General features: G+C 62.2%; 16 protein-coding genes. 8 read left to right on the top strand and 8 right to left on the bottom strand.

The window, feature by feature from the left end; all coding sequences use genetic code 11:
• Window positions 1-322 precede the first annotated feature (322 nt).
• Entirely contained in the window at window positions 323-1,009 is a 687-nt protein-coding gene (locus BJI47_RS00665; protein WP_217808488.1) for a FadR/GntR family transcriptional regulator, read from the bottom strand.
• Between the two features lie 175 nt (window positions 1,010-1,184).
• Between BJI47_RS00665 and BJI47_RS00670 the strand changes: the two genes are divergently transcribed.
• Window positions 1,185-2,966: a 2-isopropylmalate synthase gene (locus tag BJI47_RS00670; RefSeq protein ID WP_088941902.1), complete on the top strand. Its 1,782-nt coding sequence runs from the start codon at window positions 1,185-1,187 to the stop codon at window positions 2,964-2,966.
• A 37-nt stretch (window positions 2,967-3,003) separates the two neighbouring features.
• On the opposite strand, the gene BJI47_RS00675 is transcribed toward BJI47_RS00670, so the two are convergent.
• Both BJI47_RS00675 and BJI47_RS00680 read right to left on the bottom strand, forming a co-directional pair.
• Window positions 3,004-4,674, bottom strand: coding sequence for a phospholipase D family protein (locus BJI47_RS00675; RefSeq protein WP_088941961.1), 1,671 nt, complete (start codon window positions 4,672-4,674; stop codon window positions 3,004-3,006).
• A gap of 85 nt (window positions 4,675-4,759) precedes the next feature.
• On the bottom strand, window positions 4,760-5,911 hold the full coding sequence (locus BJI47_RS00680; RefSeq protein ID WP_254900316.1) for an NADH:flavin oxidoreductase: 1,152 nt from the start codon (window positions 5,909-5,911) through the stop codon (window positions 4,760-4,762).
• Window positions 5,912-5,990: 79 nt separating this feature from the next.
• Here BJI47_RS00680 and BJI47_RS00685 point away from each other — a divergent pair, with 79 nt between their 5' ends.
• Window positions 5,991-6,812: an SDR family oxidoreductase gene (locus tag BJI47_RS00685; RefSeq protein ID WP_088941963.1), complete on the top strand. Its 822-nt coding sequence runs from the start codon at window positions 5,991-5,993 to the stop codon at window positions 6,810-6,812.
• Window positions 6,813-6,822: 10 nt separating this feature from the next.
• Complete coding sequence (locus BJI47_RS00690) at window positions 6,823-8,028, top strand: acyl-CoA dehydrogenase family protein (RefSeq protein WP_088941903.1); 1,206 nt, start codon at window positions 6,823-6,825, stop codon at window positions 8,026-8,028.
• Between the two features lie 77 nt (window positions 8,029-8,105).
• Here BJI47_RS00690 and BJI47_RS00695 read toward each other — a convergent pair whose 3' ends face one another.
• Window positions 8,106-9,215: an NDMA-dependent alcohol dehydrogenase gene (locus BJI47_RS00695; RefSeq protein WP_088941904.1), complete on the bottom strand. Its 1,110-nt coding sequence runs from the start codon at window positions 9,213-9,215 to the stop codon at window positions 8,106-8,108.
• A gap of 86 nt (window positions 9,216-9,301) precedes the next feature.
• On the bottom strand, window positions 9,302-10,918 hold the full coding sequence (locus BJI47_RS00700) for a helix-turn-helix domain-containing protein (protein WP_254900317.1): 1,617 nt from the start codon (window positions 10,916-10,918) through the stop codon (window positions 9,302-9,304).
• Window positions 10,919-11,026: 108 nt separating this feature from the next.
• Between BJI47_RS00700 and BJI47_RS00705 the strand changes: the two genes are divergently transcribed.
• Window positions 11,027-12,028, top strand: coding sequence for an aldo/keto reductase family protein (locus BJI47_RS00705; RefSeq protein ID WP_088941905.1), 1,002 nt, complete (start codon window positions 11,027-11,029; stop codon window positions 12,026-12,028).
• Between the two features lie 20 nt (window positions 12,029-12,048).
• Window positions 12,049-13,401: an NAD(P)/FAD-dependent oxidoreductase gene (locus BJI47_RS00710; RefSeq protein ID WP_088941965.1), complete on the top strand. Its 1,353-nt coding sequence runs from the start codon at window positions 12,049-12,051 to the stop codon at window positions 13,399-13,401.
• A 98-nt stretch (window positions 13,402-13,499) separates the two neighbouring features.
• Here the strand turns inward: BJI47_RS00710 and BJI47_RS00715 are convergent, their stop codons facing one another.
• The 3 genes from BJI47_RS00715 to BJI47_RS00725 all read right to left on the bottom strand — a co-directional run bounded on the left by BJI47_RS00715 (window position 13,500) and on the right by BJI47_RS00725 (window position 17,224).
• Window positions 13,500-15,341 (bottom strand): NAD(P)/FAD-dependent oxidoreductase, encoded by a 1,842-nt coding sequence (locus BJI47_RS00715; RefSeq protein ID WP_088941966.1) that lies wholly within the window; start codon window positions 15,339-15,341, stop codon window positions 13,500-13,502.
• 142 nt (window positions 15,342-15,483) lie between these two features.
• Window positions 15,484-16,428 carry an alpha/beta hydrolase gene (locus BJI47_RS00720; RefSeq protein ID WP_088941906.1) on the bottom strand — a complete coding sequence of 315 codons (945 nt, stop codon included), beginning with the start codon at window positions 16,426-16,428 and terminating at the stop codon, window positions 15,484-15,486.
• A gap of 61 nt (window positions 16,429-16,489) precedes the next feature.
• Entirely contained in the window at window positions 16,490-17,224 is a 735-nt protein-coding gene (locus BJI47_RS00725; protein ID WP_368655866.1) for an IclR family transcriptional regulator, read from the bottom strand.
• A 166-nt stretch (window positions 17,225-17,390) separates the two neighbouring features.
• Here BJI47_RS00725 and BJI47_RS00730 point away from each other — a divergent pair, with 166 nt between their 5' ends.
• Genes BJI47_RS00730 through BJI47_RS00740 form a run of 3 tightly spaced genes read left to right on the top strand, consistent with a single transcriptional unit; the run spans window position 17,391 to window position 20,659 of the window.
• Window positions 17,391-18,146, top strand: a complete 756-nt coding sequence (locus BJI47_RS00730; protein WP_088941908.1) for a class II aldolase/adducin family protein — start codon at window positions 17,391-17,393, stop codon at window positions 18,144-18,146.
• The gene (locus BJI47_RS00735; protein WP_088941909.1) at window positions 18,143-19,042 is read left to right on the top strand and encodes an NAD(P)-dependent oxidoreductase; all 900 of its coding nucleotides are present in this window, start codon (window positions 18,143-18,145) and stop codon (window positions 19,040-19,042) included. The genes BJI47_RS00730 and BJI47_RS00735 overlap by 4 nt, the downstream gene beginning before the upstream one ends.
• Window positions 19,043-19,093: 51 nt before the next feature.
• On the top strand, window positions 19,094-20,659 hold the full coding sequence (locus BJI47_RS00740; protein ID WP_254900318.1) for an ABC transporter substrate-binding protein: 1,566 nt from the start codon (window positions 19,094-19,096) through the stop codon (window positions 20,657-20,659).
• Window positions 20,660-20,678 lie beyond the last annotated feature (19 nt).

The following is a 20,678-nucleotide window of genomic DNA, read 5'->3' on the forward strand; positions in this document are numbered from 1 at the left end:
GCCGATCTTCGACACCCACACCCTCCTTCAACTGCATTGTTGCGCTGACCCTTTGATTCTAAGAGTGTCTTTTTCACCATCTGGTCGTCACCGCCATGGTTTGCTGCCACGCACTCTCCATCTCCCGACGGTCTCATGCTTCGAGACGGTCGCGTAGGCGCTAGTCCGATTCGCCCGGCGGTGCGCTCCTGGGTTCGATCCCGCAAAAGCGGCTTGGGTCGTTCCTGTGGGTTTCGAATATGCCGTATAGCCTCTCGGCCGGAAGTGGATCGATGTGGCCAGTGAGGCGAGGAAGATTCGCTTCAGCGTAACCAGCGAGAATTCAGGACTCGCTGGTTCCCAGGGCGTTCGACAATTCCTGTAAGTGGGCACGAGTAAGCGACCGTGCCCTGTGCGCGTCACGCGCGGTTATCGCCTCGACGACCTTCGCGTGCGCGTCGTGGTCAGTGTCGTCGCCGAACTCGCCTGCAAGCTGCAGCATTTCGACCATCGCGTTCCGAAGCCGAGGAACCATGTGGTCGAAAAGGCCTAGTAGGACTTCGTTGTGCGAAGCAGCAACGATGCTCCGATGGAAAGTCATGTCCGAATCGACCAGTTCAGGAATCTGAGAACGCTGCTCGAAGCGTCGACTGAGCGCTCTACTGATCGCGTCGAGATCTGCGGGTGTTCGTCGCGTTGCCGCAAGTTCAGCCGCTTCCCCTTCGATAGCGAGGCGGGCTTCCAGAACTGCGTTGATGTGCGCCCGTCGGAGGATCAGGTCCCAATCCTCGCCGGCGTCATCGACAGCGCTGACGAAGACCCCAGACCCCTGGCGAGTTACCAGTACTCCACGGCCAGCGAGTTGCCGGATTGCTTCGCGCATCGTGGACCGGCCGACGCCGAGCTGAGGGGCCAAAGTGGTCTCACCAGGCAACTTGGCACCTATCGGCCACTCACCCGACCGTATTCGGGCGAGCAGCAGTTCGGCCGCTTGGTCTGCCAGCGATACTCGATGCACTTCGTTCACCACCGTGACAATACTCCTCAGCTTGTCTGAGGAGTTGTGGTAGGTTGCCCAGGTGCAGGCAGCTCGTGGCCAAGGCCCTCAGCGGCTATGGCGGGGCTGACAAAGCAGGAGCCCTCCAATGGGGCTCGAAGCCAGCTTGCCTACACTCGAACCGTCGACGAGAAGGTGTGCATCCTCGATGCCCGTATTTCCGATCATTGCTACCCCGGCCGGTCCCGTTTCCTCCGATGCGCCTGCTTGGAACCGACAACGTCGATCTCAGATGCCGTCGCACCGTTATCGCAACGTGTTCGACAAGGTCGACGTCCCCCTCGCCGAGCGCACTTGGCCCGACCGAAAGTTGACCGAGGCGCCCTTGTGGGTGCCGGTGGATCTACGTGACGGCAACCAGGCACTTCCAGAACCCATGGATCCTGCACGTAAAAAGCGGTTTTTCGAACTGATGGTTGCGATGGGTTACAAAGAGATCGAGGTCGGGTACCCGTCCGCTTCGCAGACCGATTTCGACTTCGTGCGAGTCCTCGCGCACACGGATCTCGCACCCGACGATGTCACCATCGTGGTGTTCACCCCCGCACGTCGCGACCTCATCGAGCGGACAATCGAGTCCATACGTGGGATTACCAACGACGTCGTAGTGCACATGTATACGGCCACTGCGCCGATATGGCGCGATGTAGTGCTCGGTCGGGATTCGGACAATGTCCGAGCGCTGATTCTCGCAGGTGCCACCGACGTCCTCGAATTGGCCGGCGATCTAGCGAATGTGCGGTTCGAGTTCTCGCCCGAAGTCTTCAACCTGACCGAGCCTGATTACGTCCTCGACGTGTGCGATGCCGTCACCACGCTGTGGGACGCGACGCGGCAGCGGCCCGTCATCTTAAATCTTCCGGCAACTGTCGAGGTGGCCACACCGAACGTGTATGCCGACCAGATCGAATACATGCACCACAACATTGCACGCCGCGATTGTGTGATTTTGTCTGTGCACCCGCATAACGATCGCGGCACCGGAATTGCCTGTGCAGAACTTGCCGTGCTTGCCGGTGCGCAGCGGGTCGAGGGTTGCATCTTTGGCAACGGCGAGCGCACCGGGAACGTCGATATCGCTACTCTCGCACTCAACTTGCACGCTCAGGGTATCGATCCGATGATCGACTTCTCAGATATCGACGAGATTCGCCGCACCGTCGAGTACTGCAATCAGCTCGAGATGCACCCGCGACATCCCTACGTCGGCGACCTGGTTCACACCGCGTTCAGTGGCACGCACCAAGACGCAATCAAGAAGGGATTCGTTGAGCATCATGCCCGGGCAGCGAAGGAGAGCCTGCCGGCCACCGCCGTCGAGTGGCGTGTGCCTTACCTGCCTATCGACCCCGCCGATATAGGACGTTCTTACGATGCCGTCATCCGAGTGAACTCGCAATCGGGCAAAGGAGGGATTGCCTACCTCCTCGAAACTGGCTTCGGCGTCGAACTCCCTCGGCGACTCCAGATCGACCTCGCCAGGCACGTGCAGCGCCGGACGGACCTGGATGGCACTGAACTCTCAGCCGACCAGCTCTGGCGGATCTTTCACGAGGTCTATGTCGGCGGAAAGGACGCCGCAGACGTCGCCTTGATCAGCTTCGATTCGCACGATGAGCATGAGCGGACAACAACGCGTGTCACGTTGGAGATCGAAGGGCAGCAGAGCAACAGCACGCACGAAGGCGTCGGTCCGGTCGAGGCGCTCATCGAGGCGTTGACCGTTCACAATCGTCACATCGAGATCCTCAGCCTGACACAGACCAGCGTGCGTGCCGGCAACGACAGTGACGCCCTCACCATGGTGGAATATCGCACGGTCGATGGGTCTGGCTGGGTTGCGGGAGTCGATCGCTCTGTCTTGACCGCAACGCTCAATGCTGTAGTTCGGGCCGTCAATTCGGCGGGGCACACCATTGCCGCCCGATGACGGCGCATTGACCTCGAAGCATATTTCGTGCTTCTTGTCAGAACTGCTTTCGCAGCCGCATCCCGAAAGGGCGACCGTCCGGATCGACGAACAACCTGTATGCCAACGATGCGAGTCGTTGCTGCCATTCCGGTGGCACGTCGATGTTGTGTGCGCGCAACCTTCCTGCCGGCCGTGGCGTCGCCCCCGGTGCGCGATGCCAGGCATCGAGACGATCGGCACTCGCACGGACAACGTCGAAAAACGAGCCGGGATCGAGAAGATCCGAGTCGTCCCCAGGCGCACGATCGAGGTGCTCACGCATCAACTCGAGGCGTAGTGAACGTGCGAATACCCGGGCATGATCGCCTTGACCACCCGGATCGACCGGATCTCGTCGATCGATATCTTCGTCGACGATCGCGGCCGTCAACTCCGAATCGTGCGTCCACGAGCGGCGATTGAAGTTGTCCGAACCGACGGCCGCCCACACGTCGTCGATGATGCAGACCTTGGAATGCACGTACACCGGTATGCCGCGGTCGTTTTCGATATCCAGCACCAGCACTCTCTCGCCACCCGCGTCACGAATGACATCGAGCGCCGCCGAGTGACCGAGCAGCGCCGACGGGATGGTGATCGCGCTGTCGTCGTCGAGATGTTTCGGTACGACGATGACGAGCCGAAGGTCGGGTGAACGCCGTAGGGCAGCGGCGAAGACGCGCGCGACGTCGACGGACCACAAGTACTGATCTTCCACGTACACCAGCTGGCGAGCGCGGCGAAGGGCTTTCGCATACGCGCGAGCGGCGCTGCGCTCACCCTTGGTGGCGAATGGATATGCCGGTCGACGGCGCGGGTACGTTCGGAGTAGCTGCACCGAGCACGAGCCCAGCGGCTCGGGTCCGGCCGGTGACTCCGGGAGCTCCGAAGGCTCGCGCGTCACTCCCCGAAGAATGTCCGGAAGTGCATGCCAGGGGAGACGCGACAACGCAGCGGGGTCCTCCCAGCGTTCTCGAAACACATCCTCGACGTCGCGGACTGCGGGGCCCTCGAGCTGTACCTGCATGTCGTGCCACGCGGGAGTCTCGCCGTACTCCGGGGGGAAGGGCCGACTGACCGGGTCGCCGAAGTGATCGGCGTCGTCCCGGCGGGCGCGTGCGAGATCGATGCCCCCGACGAACGCGACGTCCTCGCGGTCTTTGTCGACGTAGCGAATGACGACGAACTTCTGATGGTGGCTTCCCAACATCAGAACTCGTTGGTCGAGGACGACCTCGCCGCCCGACTCTTCCAGTCGCTCGGCGAGCTTACGGTTCTTACGTCCCGCGAACCCGAGAGTCTCGATGTGCGAGCGCCACACCATGCCTTTGACGACTCCGCCGCGCTCGGCGACGCCCGACAGTGCATCGTCTACTGTTTCGCCGTCGTCGGTGAGAAGCTGATCCGGATCGCCGCGCCAATCGGTGAAGAAGACCAGGTCGTCACGCCCCGCTTCGGACAAGGCCTCAGCGAGCCGCGCGAAGTACTTCTTCCCATGCACCAGCGACGTGACACTATTGCCCTCGGTCCACGCCGCGATCCGGGTATCGGGATTGTCGCGTTCCTCGGCGCTCAGAAACCACGGATGGGCCGAATCGAAGTCGCGAACCTCGTCGTCGAGGGCGGTGATACTGCGTCCGAGTCGCTTCGCCACCACGTCGATCATGCGGCGTGCTCGTTGCGTCATCACCCACGAGATTCTGTCAGAATCCGCCGCGAGATGCCGCATCCGGTGTGCGCGGTCATTCCCACGGCAGGCGCTGTCGACTGACTCAGTTCAGCGAGGTGATGTGTTCCCGGGCGAACGGGATGCGGTCGTCGAGACGTCCCTGCTGAACCTTGTTCACCCATTCGGGGTCGGACAGCAATGCCCTGCCGACGGCGACGATGTCGAACTCTCCACGCTCGAACTGCGCGAGCAGTGGGTCGAGACTGGTTGTTGCTGCGGTGGAATTTTTGCCCCACGCACCGGTGAATACCTGGTCGAGGCCGACCGAACCGACCGTGATGGTCGGCAATCCGGTGATCGACTTCGTCCAACCGGCAAGTCCACGTTCACCTTCCACTCCGGAAAGCTCAGGGAAGGCGGGCTCCCAGTGACGTCGCGTCGAGGGGTGCAGGACATCGACACCCGCGTGGACCAGCGGAGCGAGGATGCCTTCGAGTTGCTGCGGAGTCTGGGCCAGGCGGGCGTCGTAGTGGCCCGATTTCCACTGCGAGAAGCGGTAGACGATCGCAAACTCCGGTCCGACGGCAGCGCGAATGGCTGCGACCACCTCGGCAGGGAATCGGGTACGGGCCTCCAGTGAACCGCCGTATCCGTCTTCGCGAGTGTTGGTCTGCTCCCACAGGAACTCATCGAGCAGATATCCGTGTGCACCGTGTAGTTCGACGCCGTCGAATCCGGTCTTCTTTGCGTTGACTGCGGCATCGACCCAGTATTGCTTCTGCTCTTCCAGATCGGCGTCGGTGAACGCTCGGCCGACCGGCGAGCCGTCGAGAGCGATTCCCGACGGGCTGACGGTGACGACATCGGGGTTGAACCTCGGCGTGGCGCCTCGTTCGACACCGAGATGCCATAGCTGAGGAATGATCGCGCTGCCCTCGGCGTGTACTGCGTCGACGACGCCCTTCCAGCCCTCGAGGCTTTCGTCGCCGTGGATGCGGGGGACTCGGGAGTCCGGGCCCGCGGCCGGGTCGGGAATCAGTGTGCCCTCGGTGATGATCAGCGAGGTTCCCCCGGCGGCGCGCTTGCGGTAGTACTCGGCGACGTTTTCGCGGGGCACTCCGCCTGGAGAGAATGCGCGAGTCATCGGTGCCATTGCGAAACGATTGCGCATCTTCAACGACTTCACCTCGATGGGGGTGAAGAGTCCTGCTGCGTCTAGGTCTGGGTCGAGGTTGCTCACTGCGGGTTGGGTCACGTAGCGGTCCAACCGGTAGGACGTGGCCGCTATTCCTTCGAGCGGCAATGTGCGACGGGGGGCGTGCTATACCTGGGTGATGAAGGTTGCAGGAAAGGTCGCGATCGTTACCGGTGGTGGCGGAGGAATCGGTGGAGCGCTTGCCGAGCGAATGGTCGCCGGGGGTGCCCGCGTGGTCGTGTCCGATCTGGACGCAACGGCTGCTTCGGAGGTTGTCTCCCGAATCGAGCAGACAAACCCTGGAGCGGCGGTATCCCTCGGCGGGGACGCGTCCGTAGTCGAGGACATCACTGCACTCATTGCGCTTGCCGAGGATACTTTCGGACCGGTAGACCTCTATTTCGCGAACGCCGGGATCGGTGGCGCGCCGGGATTGGATGCCAGCGAGGCCGACTGGAATCTATCCATCGACGTCAATCTTCGTGCGCACATCAGAGCTGCGCAGCTGCTGGTGCCCAAGTGGATCGAACGCGGTGAGGGATACTTCGTCAGTACTGCCTCCGCTGCAGGGTTGCTTACTCAAATCGGTTCTGCCACATACTCGGTCACCAAGCATGCGGCCGTAGGCTTCTCGGAGTGGCTCAACATCACGTACGGCGATCGTGGTATCAGAGTCAGCTGCCTGTGCCCAATGGGCGTCAATACCAAGCTGCTGTACGAGGGGCAGGAGTCCGGAAGTGCATTGGGTTCCGCCGCGACCAAAGCAGTGTTGGCTGCCGGCGACGTCCTCGAGCCGGCCGATGTCGCCGAGGTCGTGCTCGCGGCGATGGACGCCGAACAATTCCTGATTCTCCCGCACGCCACCGTGCTGGATATGTACCGCAACAAAGGATCCGATTACGACCGGTGGCTTCGCGGAATGCGTCGCTACCAAACCGCCCTCATGGGCGAAAACAACTGAGGGGAAACACGTGTCGTTCTTCGAAACAACCGACCGGGCCAAGAAGTACGAAACCGACCTGCTCGAGTTCATGGACTCGCATATCTACCCGGCCGAGGCCGTGTACAGCGAACAGATGCGAGAACTCGGCGATCCGCACGGTCAACCCCAGATCATCGAGGACCTCAAGAAGGAAGCCAGGTCACGGGGTCTCTGGAATCTCTTCCACCCGCACCCCGAATGGGGGCCAGGGCTCACCAACCTCGAATATGCACCGCTCGCCGAGATCATGGGTCGAAGTCTGCTTGCACCGGAGGCATGCAACTGCAACGCCCCCGACACCGGAAACATGGAGGTGCTCACGCTTTTCGGAACCGAAGAGCACAAGGAAAAGTACCTGAAGCCCTTGCTGGACGGCACAATTCGATCCGCATTCGCTATGACCGAGCCTGCAGTTGCCAGTTCCGATGCCACCAACATCGAGATGAGCATGGTGGAAGACGGTGACGACTACGTCCTCAACGGCCGCAAGTGGTGGACGTCCAACGCGATGCACAAGAACTGCAAGGTGCTCATCGTTATGGGCAAGACCGATCCGAGCGCGGCCACCCACCGTCAGCAGTCGATGTTGGTCGTCCCGATCGATGCTCCCGGAGTCACGGTAGTCCGCAATCTCCCGGTCTTCGGCTACATCGACCGAGAAGGTCATGCCGAGGTGCTCTTCGAGAATGTTCGAGTGCCGTCGAAGGACGTACTGAAAGGCCCGGGTGAAGGTTTCGCGATCAGTCAGGCGCGTCTCGGACCCGGTCGCATCCACCATGCGATGCGTACCATCGGCGTAGCTGAGCGGGCTCTCGAATTGCTTTGTCGCCGTGCAGTATCGCGAGTCACGTTCGGAAAGCCGATTGCGACGCGAGCCAACATTCAGGACTGGATAGCCGAGGCGCGCATCGATATCGAGATGACGCGACTTCTGACTTTGAAGGCCGCATACTTGATGGACACGGTCGGCAACAAGCAAGCGCGTACCGAGATCGCAGCCATCAAGGTTGCTGCGCCCGAGATGGCTCTGAAGATCATCGACCGCGCCATCCAGGTCCACGGCGGTGGCGGCGTTAGCGACGACTTCCCGCTGGCCATGATGTACGCCCATATTCGGACGCTGCGACTCGCCGACGGTCCCGACGAGGTGCACAAGATGTCCATCGCGAAGATGGAGTTACGCAAATACATGTGAACTTTCATCCGGGTACTGACGCACGGAAGCGGAAATACGTCCTGGGGGAGGTATTTCCGCTCACGTGCTTCGGGTGCCTAGAAGTGGATGACACCTCGCATATTCTTGCCGTCGCGTAGGTCCTGGTATCCCTCGTTGACCTGCTCGAGGCTGTACGTCGTGGTGATCAACTCGTCCAGTTTCAGCTGCCCTGCGTCGTAGAGGCGCAGTAATCGAACGATGTCGTACTGCGGGTTCGCCGACCCGAACAAAGTGCCCTTGATCGTCTTCTGGTTGAGCGTCAGATCGGTACCCGACACATGCACGGTCAGGGCCGCAGGATCGGCAAGACCGGTGATGACGACGGTTCCGCCCTTACCGATCGCGGCGGTCGCAGCCTGGACGACCTCTTCGTCGACGGTTCCGACGAGGATCAGCGCTTGATCGGCACCCTGTCCCCAGGTGAGCTCGGTGAGCTTCTCCTGAGCTGATGCATAGTCTGCGAAAGCATGTGTGGCACCGAATTTCAGTGCTTGATTGCGTTTGAATTCGAGTGGGTCGACGACGATGACGTGCTTCGCGCCGGAGTGGACGGCGCCTTGCACGGCGTTGATGCCGAGGCCACCGATGCCGTAGATGATGACCGAATCACCCGCTCGGACTCCGCCGGCGTAGACGGCGGTTCCCCAACCGGAGGGGACGCCGCAGCCGACGAGCACTGCGATTTCCAACGGCAGCCAGTCGTCGACCTTGACGACCGAGTGCTGGGAAATGGTGGCGCGATCGGCGAAGGTGCCGAGCATGCACATGGCGCCGAACTCGGTGCCCTTGCTGTCACGACGGCGGAAAGTGCCATCGGTCATGCTGCCTTCGAGAATGGTCGCGCCCATATCGCACAGGCTTTGTCGGCCGGTCGAACAGTAGCGGCAGGTGCCGCAGTTCGGGATGAACGAGCACACGACATGATCGCCTGGCTTGACCTTGGTGACGCCGGGCCCGACTTCTTCGATGATGCCGGAGCCTTCGTGCCCACCGACGATCGGGAAACGCGGGGGTAGGTCCCCGTCGAGGAGGTGCAGATCCGAATGGCACAGCCCGGCGGCGACATACTTGATGAGTACCTCACCGGGCCCGGGGCCGTCCATGTCGAGTTCGATGATCTCGAACGGCTTGTGGGGCTCGAACAGAACGGCTGCTTTGATCTTCACGAAAATCTCCTACCGGTTGATGGCGCTCGTAAACCATCGTGACCTGGATCACACGCGATGAGTGTTCAGATATTGGACATCTTTTTTCAGCCCACGATGCCCAGGTCTTTCATTCGCTTGTAGAGCGTGGTCCGGCTGATTCCCAGCTGCTCCGCGGTGGTTCGCTTGTTACCGCCGTGGCGTTCGAGTTCGCGAACGATCGCCTCGCGCATTGCGGCGTCGAGGGTGCCCAGACGAGCGGCAGGAGCTCCCGATCTCGGTCTGATCAGATCCCGCGCCGTGATGTCGCCGACCGAACGGGTGGCGGCGACCTCGGTCACCTCGCTCCGCAGTTCGGCCAGATTGCCAGGCCAGTCGTAGCCCATCAGCGCAGTCATCGCTGCTGCCGTCATGCGACGGTCGGATCCACCCGGCACCTGCGCGAGGAAGGTGCGCACGAAGGCGGGGATCTCGTGCTTACGTGTTCGAAGTGGTGACAGTTCGATCGTCGAACTACATGCGGTGAGGAGTTGTCGGTGCTCGGCGGACACCGCCGACGTGGAACTCGAAGACAGGGCAAACCACGCGGTCGCGCTCTGGAGCTGCACATAGAGACTTCGCGCGATCGTCGGCGGAAGCAGGTGAACATGCTCGATCACCACCGCACCGGCCGGATCGGCGAGAGTGGCACCCACGAGCGTCAGCCATTCGTGCGGATCACTCGTCACGAGATCGACAGCGTCGAAGAACTTCGCATCCCCGGCTAGCTCGGACAACACCGTGGTTCGCCCGGTGCCGGGTTCGCCGCTGACACTCACCGTGGCCACCCGCTTCTTCTCGGCGCGGATCAACGGTGCAGCCGGTCTGATGCACGACCCTTCGCGCAGCGGATCGATCTCGATCACGATGCCCGCACCGGAAGCCGGACGCTCCCATCGCACCGCGGCTCGCACCCCCGAACTCAACGTCATCGATCGGACGACGCCTTGGCGGTGCATCGGATCGTCGGTCAGTGCCCGCAAGGCGGCGTGATCGACAGCATCGAGGAGCGTCCCGGCGCTGGTGTTCTCCAGAAATATTTCGTCGGCTATCGCGATGGCCGGTGCGCCGCGTCTGCGTGCCGAGGTGCGCTGGAACGCTCCGAAGAGTAGCTGTTCGCTCCACCGGGTTTCCTCGAACAGTCGGTCCTGGATATCCGAGACGGCATTGCCGAGCATCGGCTCGAGCAACGGATTGTCGTCCGGCTCGAGGAAGGTGATGTCGAGTACGCCCTCCATCCGGCGGGTGATGGGGTGGACGATCGGATATCCATAGCAGCTGAAGATCTTCATCGATTCCATGTAATGCTCGTCGCCACGCACCGAGATCGGCTTTTTGAGCTCGTGCACCGTCGCGATCGAATTGGTGCCCGAGGTGTTCTCGGTGAAAGTCCGACCCACCACCGTGCCTGTCGACTCCACGAGAGTGCGGACGGCGTCGGTACCGAATCTGATGTCGACGAGCTTGGCGTCGCGGTCTGCGAGGATGACGCAATAGCGACTGCCGCGCAGGACGCTGTCCATACGGTCGAGGACGGGGTCGGCGGCGGAGAGCAAGCGTGAGCGTCGGTCTACCTCGGAGACGCTGAAGTCCTCCAACGTGTCCGACGGGTCGAGGCCGCTGAGCCGCGCTCGACTCCACGACTGTGCGATCTGTTCACGAACCAGTTCCACGGTGATCTCCACTCGGTGCACCCTCCCCTGACGGTATCGAAGCCATACGAGCTCGCGGGGGCTTCTGCACAAACTCGCTTCTTCCTGTACGCATCCGGGTTCGCGGGTAGCGTTTTTCTCATGGCATACAGATTTCTGGGCAACAGTGGATTGAAGGTTTCCGAGATCACCTACGGAAACTGGCTGACACACGGGTCGCAAGTGGAGAACGACGTCGCCACGAAGTGCGTGTACGCGGCTCTCGACGCCGGCATCACCACCTTCGACACCGCCGACGTCTACGCCAACGGCGCTGCAGAATCGGTACTCGGGGAGGCTCTGAAAGGGGTACGTCGGGAATCGCTCGAGATCTTCACCAAGGTCTACTTCCCGGTGGGACCGAAAGGCCCCAACGACACCGGATTGTCACGCAAGCACATCTTCGAGGGCATCGACGCGTCGTTGCGCAGGCTCAGCACCGACTACGTCGACCTTTACCAAGCGCATCGATACGACGTCGAGACCCCACTGGAGGAGACCATTGCCGCGTTCGGCGACATCGTCCGCCAGGGCAAGGCGCTGTACATCGGTGTCTCGGAGTGGGACGCCGATCAGCTGCGTCGAGGTCAGTCGCTGGCGAGAGAAAACGGATTTTCCATCGTCTCCAATCAACCTCAGTACTCGGCGTTGTGGCGGGTCATCGAGAAAGACGTGGTCCCGACGTCGAAAAAGCTCGGTATCTCGCAGATCGTCTGGTCACCCATCGCGCAGGGCGTGCTCACCGGCAAGTACTTGCCTGGGCAGCCGCTGCCGGAGGGCTCGCGAGCGACCGACGACAAGGGCGGTGACAAGATGATCTCCCGCTACCTCGAAGACGAGACGCTCACACGGGTGCAGAAACTCGCGCCGATCGCCGCAGACCTTGGCATCACCATGGCCCAGCTCGCCGTCGCCTGGGTCCTGGCCAACGACAACGTGGCCGCGGCACTGGTCGGCGCCTCGCGGCCGGAACAGATCGCGGAGAACGTCAAAGCCTCCGAAGTAGTCCTGGACGCGGAGGTGTTGGGGAAGATCGACGACGCCCTTGCCGGATCCATCGTCACCGATCCGAAACTGACGCGGTCTCCCGACGCGCGCCTCTGACCCGCAGTAAGGTGTCGTTCATGCGCACATTCGGTCGTGGCTCCCGAACGAAAACGCCGCTGCCCCTGGCTCCCGCGAGGATTGTCGTCGTCGGAGGTGGGTTCGGTGGATTTCACGCATTGCGGCGTTTGCAGAAGCTTCTCGAACCCGAACGAGTGAGCCTGACGCTCGTCGCACCGACCGACTATCTCCTCTACAGCCCACTCCTCCCCGAGGTCGCGACGGGCGTGCTGGACCCGCGTGACATCGCCGTCTCCATCAGACAGACGTTGCGACGCACTCGCACCGTTCTCGGTCATGTCTCCTCGATCGACTTCGGCGATCACACGCTGAGCGTCGAGGGCAGGGATGGGATCACCGAAATCGAGTGGGACAAGCTGATTCTCTCGCCGGGATCGGTCACCAGACAGTTCGACATACCGGGTGTCGCCGAGAATGCGCACGGACTCAAGACATTGAGTGAGGCAACGTTCATTCGCAACCACGTCCTCGCGCAACTCGACGTCGCCGATTCGCTGCCCGATACTCCGGCCGGTCGCGCAGAGCGGGTCGAGCGGCTCACCGTCGTAGCTGTCGGCGCGGGGTACACGGGTACGGAATTCGTTGCGCAGATGCAGAACTGGGTCAAAGGGGTAGCGGCCCGTTGGGCGAGTATCGACCCGAGTGATGTGCAATGGCTTCTCGTCGACCTGGCGCCTGCGGTCCTGCCGGAACTGGGGGAGAAGCTCGGCAAGGAAGCGATGGACGTCTTGACCGCACGAGGGGTCGAGATCCGGCTCGAGGTGTCGGTAGCTTCGGCCACTGCGACCTCGGTGACGTTGACCGACGGAACAGTCGTGCCTTCGAGGACTCTCGTGTGGGGTGCCGGGGTTGCACCGAGTCCGCTGATCGCCAAGCTGGACTTGCCGACCGAAAAGGGTCGCCTCGTCGTGGAACCCGACATGACAGTTCCAGGAGTGCCGAACGTCTGGGCTATCGGCGACGCGGCTGCCGTGCCCGATCTCGCGTTGGACGCGTCGAAACCGACACCGCCGACCGCTCAACATGCGCAGCGGCAGGGGGTGCAGGTTGCGAAGAACGTGGCGGCAAGCCTCGGCGTCGGAGAATCGAAGCCGTATTTCCACAAGGATCTCGGACTCGTTGCAGATTTGGGCGGATTCGACGGTGTTGCAAAGCCTTTGGGGATTCCGCTGAAGGGGCCGGTTGCAAAGTTCGTCGCCCGCAGCTATCACTTGTATGCGTTGCCGACCGCCGCGGCGCGAGTTCGGGTTGCCACCGATTGGTTGTATTCGACGGTCCTGCCGACTCGGGTGGTAAACCTCGACCAAGTGCGCGCCGAGGACGCCTTGATCGCGAAAGCGCAGGGCCAGTAGCTCGCGAAAGCGCAGGGCCAGTAGCTCGCGAAAGCGCAGGGCCAGTAGCTCGAACGGTCTTGTGCGCACCCGAAGGTGCGCACAAGACTGCTGAAAGATTACTTCAGGTGATGCACTTCCTGCAGGCCGAAGGTCGGGGTGTCGATGCCCTCGTAGCGCGCCTTGATCTGCAGTGCCAGGTACAGCGAATAGTGGCGTGACTGATGGAGATTGCCGCCATGGAACCATAGGTTCTTCTGCTGCGTCGGCTTCCACATGTTGCGTTGTTCTCCTTCCCACGGCCCGGGATCCTTGGTGGTGTCCGAGCCGAGGCCCCAGCACTTGCCGACCTTGTCCGCGGTCTCCTGATCGATCAGGTCGGTGACCCAGCCGTTCATCGACCCGTATCCGGTCGCGTAGACGATGAGGTCTGCGGGTAGTTCTTTTCCGTCGGCCAGCACCACCCCGGTCTTGCTGATCCGATCGACTTGTCCGGCAACGAGTTTGATCTTTCCGTCCGCGACGAGCTCCGAGGCGCCGACATCGATGTAATATCCCGAACCCCGACGTAGGTACTTCATGAACAGCCCTGAACCGTCGTCGCCGAAATCGTGCTGGAAGCCGGCCTTCTCCAGCCGATCGTAGAAGTCCTTGTCCTTCTCCGCTATCTGCTGGTACACCGGGATCTGGAACTCGTGCATGATCCGGTACGGCAGTGAAGCGAACGTCAGGTCGGCCTTCTGCGTCGTCATCCCGGATTCGACGGCACGCTCGGAATACAGGTCACCGAGCGCGATCTCGCACAGCGAGTCGGACTTGACGATGTGCGTGGACGATCGCTGCAGCATCGTCACCTCGACGCCTGTTTCGTACAGTGCCTTGCAGATGTCGTGCGCTGAATTGTTGGATCCGACGACGACGACCTTCTTGCCGACATACGCGTCGGGACCGGGGTGTTCGCTCGAATGGTGCTGCTCGCCTTCGAACTCGTCCATTCCTGGGAAGTTCGGGACGTTCTTCTTACCGGACATTCCGGTGGCCATCACCAACTGCTTGGGTCGCAGGATCACTTCCTCGCCGTCGCGGTCGAGGACGACGGTCCATTCTTCGGCGGCCTCGTCGTATGTCGCGGACTTCGCGGTGGTCCGGCTCCAGTACGGAACCTCCATGACCTTGGTGTACATCTCGAGCCAATCGCCGATCTTGTCCTTCGGGGCGAAGACCGGCCAGTTTGCAGGGAACGGCAAGTACGGCAGGTGATCGTACCAGACCGGATCGTGCAGGCACAGGGACTTGTAGCGTCCACGCCACTGATCCCCGGGCCGGTTCGCGCGATCGACAACGATGGCGGGCACACCCATCTGGCGGAATCGTGCGCCGAGTGCGATTCCGCCCTGGCCACCGCCGACGATCAATGCGTACGGCTGGACCGAGTAGCCGAGCTCCTTTTCCTCGGTCTCCTTCTTCTCCGCCCAGTTCTGGGTATCGGCGTTGGACCCGTGCACCGCGCCCTTGATCCGGGTGTGGCCCTGGCGCTCCTCGTAGCCTTTGAGTTCCTGCATCGTGGTGAGCAGCGTCCAGGCCGTGTCCTCCCCAGTCTCCGGATCGCTCTTCAATCGCAGATGCCCCTTGCCGCGGCTGGTCGCGGTTTCGAACTCGATCCATGCCGAGGTGACTCCATCGGCTTCGTCCGGCGTCTCGATCGTCCGAAAGTTCGACGGGTCGGTGTCGTCGAGACGGGCCTCCAGCATGGCCGCGATGCCGTCACGGCCCTCGACGGTCTTCAGGTTCCACGTGAACGTGACCAGGTCTCGCCAGAAGCTGTCTACGGTGAACTTGGCAGTGACCCGCTCTATGTCCCGGGCCGTCAGTGCCGCCTCGAAGTCGGCCAACCAGGCGTCGACGCGTTCCTGCGGGCTCTGAAACCGTGTCGCTTCTACCGGCTCGATGGTCTGGGTCATGCCAACTCCTTGTTGCTCTTGTGCGTGCTCTGTGATCCAGCACACACCGTCGGTGCATGCTGGTCGAGAGTTGCAATGGGTTGCACGCGGCAGAGCTCGAAAGGGTTGAACCTCTCCAGGACGCCCTCGGTGTGGAAGCGACTCAGGCAAGCAACTCGGTCAGGTCGGCCCACAGTTGGGTTCGGGCTTCGGTGGTGATCGTGAGGGAGGGAATGGTCAGAAAGCCGTGGAAGATGCCGTCGTAGCGGCGATGGGTGGTGGGCACTCCGGCGGCGCGGAGTTGTTCTGCGTAGGCGGTGCCTTCATGATCGAGTGGATCGCATCCTGCGGTGATGACGATGGCAGGCGGCAGGCCTGCGAGGGTGTCGGCTCGGGTGGGGGAGATGTGGTGGGGGTTGTCGGCGACGTGGACGCCGCCGGGTGCGTATTGCTGCCAATACCACTGCATCGCGTTCCGAGTGTTGAAGTAGCCCTCGGCGTATTCCAGGTACGAGGGGGTGTCGAAGTCGTCGTCGATCACCGGGTAGATGAGGACTTGGCCGGCGATTGCGGGCCATGCGGCGTCGCGGTCCATCAGGGTTGTCACTGCCGCCAAGTTTCCGCCTGCGCTGTCTCCGGCGACAATGACCCGCTCGAGGTCTGCGTTCAGCTCTCCGGCGTGCATGCGAGCCCACTCGAGCGCCGCGTGTACGTCCATGGCTGCAGCAGGCGCGGGATGTTCGGGAGCCAGTCGGTAGTCGACCGAGACAACCACTGCGTCAACGGCATTGGCCATGTTTCGGCAGAACTCATCGTGAGTGTCCAGGTCGCAGAATACGAAGCCGCCGCCGTGTGCGAAGACGACGACGGGCCGCGTTGTTGCTGCATGCGTAGCGCTGGAGAGAGGCTGATAGATGCGTAGCTGGAGCGGGCCACCGGGGCCTTCGATGACTGTATTGGTCACCGAGCCAACCGGTTCCGGGTTCGGGGCAATCTGCTTGCGAGCCAGTACCGCGGCGCGTGCGTCGGCGCCCGTCATCTCTTCCACACGTGGAAATCCGGTGTTCAGTATATCGAGCAGGGTTTGGACCTCGTCGGTGAGACGCATGATGCTCCGTTTCTCGGGGTACTTTTCAGCGGGTCGAGTGGGGAATTCGGTGAGCGCGAGTTCAGTGGTGGTGGTAAAGAGCGCGAATCGTGTCGGTCAGGGGCACGCCCAACTCCTCGCATCTGGCCGGAGTCAATCGTGATGCTGGGCCGCTGATCACTATTGCACCCATAGGTGTTCCCGCGGCATCGAGTATCGCCGCACCGATGCTGTTCGACCCTTCGAGAACTTCGCCTGCGCTCGAGGCCCAGCCCCGTTGACGAATCTCGTCGTACTCTGCCTCCGTCATCAATTTCTCCGGTACCTGGGCTCGCGCCATACGCTGCGCCGGGTTCAAGTGGGCGAGGATCGCTCGGCCCGCGGAGCTTGTTTCGAATGGGTGGAGTTGCCCGACCGGCAGGGCGGTCCGAAGCACCTGCATACCCTCTGCGACGTCGGCTACGACGAGGTTGGTGCTGGTGAGTAGCGCGAGATGGACCGTCTCGCGGGTCGCATCACGCAGTGGTCCGAGGAGTTGGCGTGCCCGACCTTGCAGGGACGACGACTGACGTGCCCGTCCGGAGACGACGATCGGCTTGGCGCCGAGTTCCCACTGCGGTGATGAACCAGGAGCGGGTTGGATCCAACCCGCCTCGTGCAGCGTGGCGAGTGTTCGCTGAAGTGCGCTCTTGTCCTCGCCTGTCGCCGTGCACAGCGCGGTGAGACCGATCGGTTGGCGGGCAGCGATCGCCTCGAGAATCTCGAGTCCGCGCGTAAGACTGCGGATCGTCTTGACTGTGATTTGAATCCCACCTATCCTTCAGTGAAAGTGATACTCGGTATCACGTTACGATACCACAGTGTTTTCAGCCACAGTTTTTCATCCACAGTGTCGACCATCGGAGCCTTCCGGTCGTGAAAGGCCCTCAGGGCCGGCCATGCCCGTCGATGGACATTCGACGTGAATCGAAAAGGAGCCATCGATGGGATTCATCCCGACCGCCGATCGACTGATGCCCGAGCTCACCCCAGCAGAAGAGATCGTCATGCTGGCTCGCACTCTGTGGGCCGAAGGCTACTGTGACCATCTCGCGGGGCACATCACCTACGCGGTCGGCGACGGCACTTTGCTCTGCAACCCATGGCTACTGACCTGGGAAGAATTCGGTCCCGAGGATGTCCTCCGCATTGACATGGATGGAAATCTGCTCGAGGGCAACTGGCCGGTACCGCTGGGAATCCCGCTGCACCTGGCCCTGCACAAGGCGCGCCCGGACGTCACGTTCGCGTTGCACAATCACTCGGAGTACGGGACTGTCTGGGCCGATCTCAAAGAGATTCCGCCGATGCACGATCAGAGTTCCAGCCTGGGCGGAGGCGAGCTCGTCCTCGTCGACGAGTACGACGGCGGAGTGGACAACATGACCGCAGCCGCGGCTGCGATCCAGGGCGTCGGCGATGCGGATGTCGCACTCCTCGGTGGCCACGGCGTTTTCGTTCTCGGCAGCACCGCCCGCGCGATCTACCTGCGCGCGGTGAGCCTCGAGATTCGCTGCAAGAATGCTTGGCTGACACGCGTCGCGGGTGGACCAGCGAAGACCTCGCTGCCCGACTGGTGGGTGAGCAATCAGGCTCGTAGCGATGGGAACGGCTACCACGGTTTCTGGGAGGCAGCAGTTCGTGCGGCGTTGCGTACCGAGCCCGAGCTGTTGGGGAAGATTGCCTCGGTGTCGGAGTGACAGCTGCGCCCCCGAGCGCAGTCGTAGTACTGGTGCCGGATCAGCGGGGGATCGAAGCTTTCGATGGCCTGCCCGGAATCGAACCGATTCTCTGGGACTTGTCGAGTCCGCGCCCGGCCGGGGCCGACCGGGCCCAGGTCCTCGTGAGCCGCGGAGTCGCACCGGAGTTCGCCGCGCAGATGCACACCGAACTGCCGAACCTACGAATGGTTCAGCTGTTCAGCGCCGGACGAGACGCCTGGACCGGCATCGTCCCGGCAGGCGTGGTGATTTCCGGGGCGGATCGGGCACATGGCGGCCCGGTCGCGGAATGGGTTGTGGCGCAACTGCTCAACCACTATCGCGACCTGGTGGGTTACCGCGCGAAACAGCGCGCGCAGACGTGGGAACGGCACCCCACCGGCACCCTTGCCGGTAAACGAGTACTCGTACTCGGAGCCGGCGACATCGGGTCGAACGTCCAACAGAGAACTGTGCCCTTCGGCGCCGACGTGACGTTGGCGGCTCGCACCGCGCGAGAGGGCGTCGTCGATCTTGCGCAAGCGCGGGAGATGCTGCCCGAGCAGGACGTCGTCGTCCTGGCGCTCCCTCTCACAGCGGACACCCATCACTTGGTCGACGCATCGTTCCTGGCGGCAATGCGCCGCGGGAGTGTGCTGGTCAACGCGGGCAGAGGACCGCTCGTCGACACCGATGCACTGCTCGCCGCGCTAGAGGATCAACGGCTTCACGCCATCCTCGACGTCACCGACCCGGAACCACTGCCGTCCGGGCATCCGCTGTGGACCGCCCCGGGCGTGGTGATCACACCGCACAGTGCGGCCATCACCGATGACACTGCCAACCGCTGCTGGGACGCCATCGTTCGAAACGTCAGTGAATTCGTAACTCGGTAAATGTTGTCCGAACTCCAAATCCAGTGTGAAGTTTTCTACGAGAGGTACTCCGTGAAGATTCGAAAGCAAGGTACGGCAAAGGTTGTGGGGGCATCCGCCGCCGCACTCATGTTGTTGTCAGCATGTGGTGGTGGGGCAACCGGGGGCAGTACGTCCAACTCGTCAGGCGAGATCGACCGGGACGCGGTCCTGCGGGTGACCACCGCGGCCCCTTCTCGAAACCTCGACCCATATCTGCAGACCAGCTACAGCGGGGTCAGCTACATGACGCCGATTTTCGATCGGCTGACGATGATCGACGGTGACGACAACGTGGTACCCGGCCTTGCCGCATCGTGGGAATTCGCTCCGGACGGTTCCTACTTGGAACTCGCACTGCGCGACGACGTCACCTTCAACGACGGCACGCCGTTCGACGCCGCAGCTGTGGCCGCGAACATCCAGCGCGGCAAGACCTTGCCCGGCAGCACAGTGGTGAAATCGCTCAGTGACATCACCACGGTCGACGTCGTCGATCCCACCACGGTGCGCCTCAACCTCGCTCCCGGCTCCGGCGTGGAACTGCCGAGTGTGTTCGGCACCAATGTGGGAATGATGATCAGTCCCAAGACGATCGAAGCCGGCACCGACATCCAGAACGACCCCGGCAAGTCGGGTTCCGGCCCGTACGTCGTCTCCGCTTACATTCCGCAGGAGTCGCTGACGCTGACCCGCGCGGACGAGGACTACTGGGACGAGAATGCCGGCCGTCTGAAGGGTATCGAGATCGTCGGAATGCCCGACGCATCGACGCGGCTCAACGGTGTGCGTACCGGTGCGACGGATCTGACCTGGGTCAGCTCGGCGAACGAGATCGTGGAAGCGCAGAGCCTTGCCAAGCAGAGTTCCTTGGGTGTCGAAGAAGTCGAGTTCCGAAATGTCCTCGGTCTGATGATGCGCGCGCAGGGTGACTTGACCGACCCGGCCGTTCGACAGGCCGCGGCGCGGGCGATCGATCCGGCAGCCATCAGTGCGCTGTTCTCCGATACCTGCACCCCGTACCAGCAGATGTACCCCGAGAGCAGCTGGCCCGCGGACGGCTCCTACGAATACCCCTTCACCTACGACGAGGCCGAGGCCAAGAAGCTCGCCGGTGGATCACCGACGATTGCCCTCACCTTCGCTGCAGGTACGAACACCGAGAAGCCTGCCAACGTGATCCAGTCGCAGCTTTCGCAGGTGGGATTCAACGCGACGCTGAACCCGGCCCCGATCACTCAGACGGAGCCACGATTCATCGCCGGTGATTTCGAGGCGATGGTCACCAACAGCTTCAGCCCGAAGATCGATCCGGAGGAGACGGTGGAAACCTACGTCACCGGCGCCTACGGCTTCGGTAACGGCAACGCCGAGATCGCCGCGAAGGCAAAGCAGGCTGCGGATCCGACACTGGCACAAGATGATCGCGCTGCGCTGTACAAGGAAATCTGGGCGATGGTGTTGAGCGAGGCACTGTTCGTTCCGATCTGCCACCAGATGAACGCGACCATCTACTCCGACAAGGTCGTCGACGCGGAAAACATGCCTTGGGCCAATACCGGCACCTTCGATATCCGCACGGTGGCAATGGTCAAGTAGCACCCGTCTCACCCCCGTC

Origin of the sequence: Rhodococcus sp. 1168 (assembly GCF_002091955.1) — a bacterium.
In the GTDB taxonomy this organism is placed as follows: domain Bacteria; phylum Actinomycetota; class Actinomycetes; order Mycobacteriales; family Mycobacteriaceae; genus Rhodococcoides.